Source organism: Ligilactobacillus murinus DSM 20452 = NBRC 14221 (assembly GCF_001591685.1).
Classification (GTDB): Bacteria; Bacillota; Bacilli; order Lactobacillales; family Lactobacillaceae; genus Ligilactobacillus; species Ligilactobacillus murinus.
On record NZ_BCVJ01000086.1, the window covers coordinates 1 to 3,306 of the forward strand.

The 3,306-nt window shown below is 36.8% G+C and carries 6 protein-coding genes; 1 reads left to right on the forward strand and 5 read right to left on the reverse strand.

Annotated features, from left to right (window positions below; genetic code table 11):
- Positions 1–300 precede the first annotated feature (300 nt).
- Together LMU01S_RS09680 and LMU01S_RS09685 are read right to left on the reverse strand one after the other, a co-directional pair.
- Complete coding sequence (locus LMU01S_RS09680; RefSeq protein WP_004050425.1) at positions 301–597, reverse strand: hypothetical protein; 297 nt, start codon at positions 595–597, stop codon at positions 301–303.
- A gap of 30 nt (positions 598–627) precedes the next feature.
- Positions 628–819: a hypothetical protein gene (locus tag LMU01S_RS09685; RefSeq protein WP_004050422.1), complete on the reverse strand. Its 192-nt coding sequence runs from the start codon at positions 817–819 to the stop codon at positions 628–630.
- Between the two features lie 191 nt (positions 820–1,010).
- Here LMU01S_RS09685 and LMU01S_RS09690 point away from each other — a divergent pair, with 191 nt between their 5' ends.
- Complete coding sequence (locus LMU01S_RS09690) at positions 1,011–1,502, forward strand: MFS transporter (protein WP_004050421.1); 492 nt, start codon at positions 1,011–1,013, stop codon at positions 1,500–1,502.
- Between the two features lie 59 nt (positions 1,503–1,561).
- Here the strand turns inward: LMU01S_RS09690 and LMU01S_RS09695 are convergent, their stop codons facing one another.
- From LMU01S_RS09695 to LMU01S_RS10585, 3 genes are all read right to left on the reverse strand, one after another.
- Positions 1,562–1,813, reverse strand: a complete 252-nt coding sequence (locus LMU01S_RS09695) for a hypothetical protein (RefSeq protein WP_137422054.1) — start codon at positions 1,811–1,813, stop codon at positions 1,562–1,564.
- A 104-nt stretch (positions 1,814–1,917) separates the two neighbouring features.
- The gene (locus tag LMU01S_RS09700) at positions 1,918–2,964 is read right to left on the reverse strand and encodes an alcohol dehydrogenase catalytic domain-containing protein (protein WP_056960056.1); all 1,047 of its coding nucleotides are present in this window, start codon (positions 2,962–2,964) and stop codon (positions 1,918–1,920) included.
- Positions 2,965–3,044: 80 nt separating this feature from the next.
- On the reverse strand, positions 3,045–3,306 hold a 262-nt coding region (locus LMU01S_RS10585; RefSeq protein WP_082783050.1), incomplete at its 5' end, for a hypothetical protein.

A 3,306-nucleotide genomic window follows, 5' to 3' on the forward strand; every position in this document is an offset into this window, starting at 1 on the left:
CGGTCGTAAATGGACTTTAAAATTGTTCATTTACGACCGTTTTGTATATTATAGATAAAAAAGCCCCTGTTTTTTGCATAAGCTATGTTATACTAGCGATGAAATACGCAACCGTAGATAATGTCATCAACACAAGGCAACTGAAGAAAAAAAGTGATGAGCGATCATTTTCCAAAAATGTCATACCAAATGTGATGGTAAGCAAAAGTTCTGGATGAAAGTTGAAAGTATGCAATAAAAAATGTAAGATGAGAAAAACGAAAAGCAACACTATTTGAATTTTTTGTAAGACTTTAAATCTCATACACAATTATCCTTTATATCTTTAATTCCTAATACTTCCGAACTTAAATCCATAACGATTTTACCAAATTGTTGGAAATTTTCTTGTGAGCGTCCCCCCTTGATGATTTTCATCAAAACGTTAGCTGCCTTACGAGCACCACCAGTGGCTCTTACAAACTGTTTTACTTTTGCAAGTTTAGCTACACCAAATGCCGTAGAGACTACTACCCAACTAATAGAAGCTATGCATCCAGGAAGATCACGCTTTGTTTTCTCGCCAGAAAATTTTAGATTAACATCATTTTCAAGCATAAACTGTTTAATATCACGTTTATTTCTGCTTTAAAGTAATTCATCTGGAAGTTTCTCGACTGCTGTAAATAATTGAACCATAGAGTCTTCTGATAATTCAGAAAAAGAATTATTTTGAGATGCTTGATCTGCTTCTAATTCACTAGCTTTTACAGTTAGTGCAGGTGTAATTGAAAGTATGGTAAAATATACGATCACAAATTTAAAAAGTTTTTTATACATATATTATTTTCCCCCTCCTATGGTGTCTGCAGATATTTTTCCCCTATGCATAGTATTGTAAATTAATTGCGCTAAGTTTTATATTATGTTTGCATAATTTTTTATTATCAAAACATAATATAATATTTTAGCATCATTATTGCTATTACTCATGTGACGTATGTAGCGATTTAAAAGGAGCGTGATCTGTGATGAAGAAAGATTTTAGACTCTTTATTACCAGTAATATTATTTCACAATTTGGTGCAGGGCTGATTTTAGTGGCGCTAAATTGGTATATCATTGATATTTATCATTTAAATAGTTTGATAGCGATCGTTGCTAATATAAATGTTATTGCGGGGATACTTATTTCTATAGTTGCTGTGGGAATGCTTAAGTGTATAAACGCTAGATGGTTAGTGATAAGTTCGAATTGTTTTAGAATATTTTTTATTGTACTGGCTTTAGTGCTTTTTAAAATGAATTTAGATAAGAAATCAGCGATTTATTTATTGGCACTAAGTGGGGGAATCGGTTGGAAGCTGTATTTTCCAGCATCAAAAGATATTTTAAATAGTTTTACGACAGAAGATAATGCCTTACAGATCAATTCATTTGCTGAAATTTCAATGCAAGTTGGCTTATTAACTGCTACCTTATTTTCGGGAATATTGTATCGCTATGTGTATTTTTTACTTTGATCATAACCGAGGAAATACTTAAAATAAAAAATCGTGACCTAACTAGATCACGATCAAAATTACAATAACAGCACAAATAAAAAGCAGAGCACCCAAGCAGTACCATATAAAGCATAGTCGAGGCGCATTCTTTCCTGATTTAACCTGCGCCAAGAAAGAGCCTGGAAGACCAAGCCGACTAATGCTAAAACAGAAAGTAATAAAAATAATATATTACTGTTGGACGCATTTTTGAGTAGTTGTTCAAATAGTAGTAATACTAGCCAAAAAAGATTGAAGATCAAGAGATAAGTCCGTGTTTTACTGAGCAAAAAAGCCACTTCTTTTCTAAAATTATTCTTGATTTCATTATACAGCAAGCAAGAATATTCGTAGTAAAAAACGCCTTTCAATGAGCTGAAAGGCGTTTGGTCGATCATTCAGAAATAACGAGCATTGATTTTATCGTTTTGCGATTTTGCATATCTTTGTAGGCCTGATCGATATCATTCAAGCTATAAGTTTGGGTAAAGGCTCGGCCTGGATCGATATCACCATCGAGAACGGCCTTTAATAAGATCTGCTTATCATATGTCGTTACGGAAGCAGAACCCCCGCCGATCGTAATATTTTGGGCAAAAGTTGAGCCTAAAGGTCGGTTGTTATAGTGAGGTACACCGACATAACCGATACGCCCACCGTTGTGTAAAACTCCAAGTGCTTGTTCGATTGAAGCTTCAGTCCCGACACATTCAAGGGCAGCATCTGCTCCGCCACCTAAGATCTCACGGACTTTGGCGATCCCTTCTGGCCCACGTTCAGCCACCACAGCAGTCGCACCAGATGCTAAAGCCATTTCTTGGCGGTCTTTGTGGCGACTCATGAGAACGATCTGGGAAGCCCCCCGCATTTTAGCTGCGATCACAGCACATTGTCCGACCGCACCATCACCAATGACAACGACTTTATCGCCAGGCTTGACATCAGCAACGCGTGCAGCATGGTAACCTGTTGGCATCACATCAGCTAGAGTTAAAAGTGATTTGAGCATGCCTTCTGTATAATCTGCTGGTTTGCCAGGGATCTTGACTAAAGCCCAGTTACCATAGTGGAAACGAACATATTCAGCTTGAAAACCACTTGACCAGTTGCTATAGCCAGGATGGTTATCACAAGTACCATCAAAACCAGCTAGACAAGCGTCACAGTGACCACAACCATGGGTAAATGGTACGATCACAAAATCACCAGGTTTGACCGTGGTGATCGCAGAACCGATCTCTTCAACGATTCCTAAAGCTTCGTGGCCACTATTTTCTGAGTGGGCTGCTTTATCGTCGCCGTGAGCATATGACCAAAGATCTGAGCCACAGACACAAGCACGTACGACTTTGATGATCACATCATCATCCCGTTCAAGTGTTGGTTTTTCTACCTCTTCGATGATTATTTGACCTGCTTTTTCAAAAATTGCGCTTTTCATGAAATTTGCCCCTTTCATCTTAACTATCACTAACATTATAAAAGGTTGCTTGCAAGATATCCAATACTTAGTTTCGATAATTAGTTATGCAAAGAGCGAATAATTCGTTGTTGTCTCCATTTGAAAAATTTTGTCCAGAAAAATAAGAAAAGTAGATAGGGGATAAGAGAATACTCGGAGAGATAGAGGGTCAATTCTTGTTCATCAAGTGTGATAAAACTTTCAACATGTAAGCCTAATACCGTTATGATCTTACCATTTCCCTTGATCAAGATCATTTCGATGATAAAATCTAAGATAAAAAGATAGCTAAACATTTCTGTTCCACGGATGATATAATTT

Bases quoted from the DNA above. Each gene is read 5' to 3' on its own strand.
- LMU01S_RS09680 (WP_004050425.1), bottom strand. From the start codon at position 597: ATGCTTGAAAATGATGTTAATCTAAAATTTTCTGGCGAGAAAACAAAG.
- LMU01S_RS09690 (WP_004050421.1), top strand. From the start codon at position 1,011: ATGAAGAAAGATTTTAGACTCTTTATTACCAGTAATATTATTTCACAA.
- LMU01S_RS09700 (WP_056960056.1), bottom strand. From the start codon at position 2,964: ATGAAAAGCGCAATTTTTGAAAAAGCAGGTCAAATAATCATCGAAGAG.
- LMU01S_RS09685 (WP_004050422.1), bottom strand. From the start codon at position 819: ATGTATAAAAAACTTTTTAAATTTGTGATCGTATATTTTACCATACTT.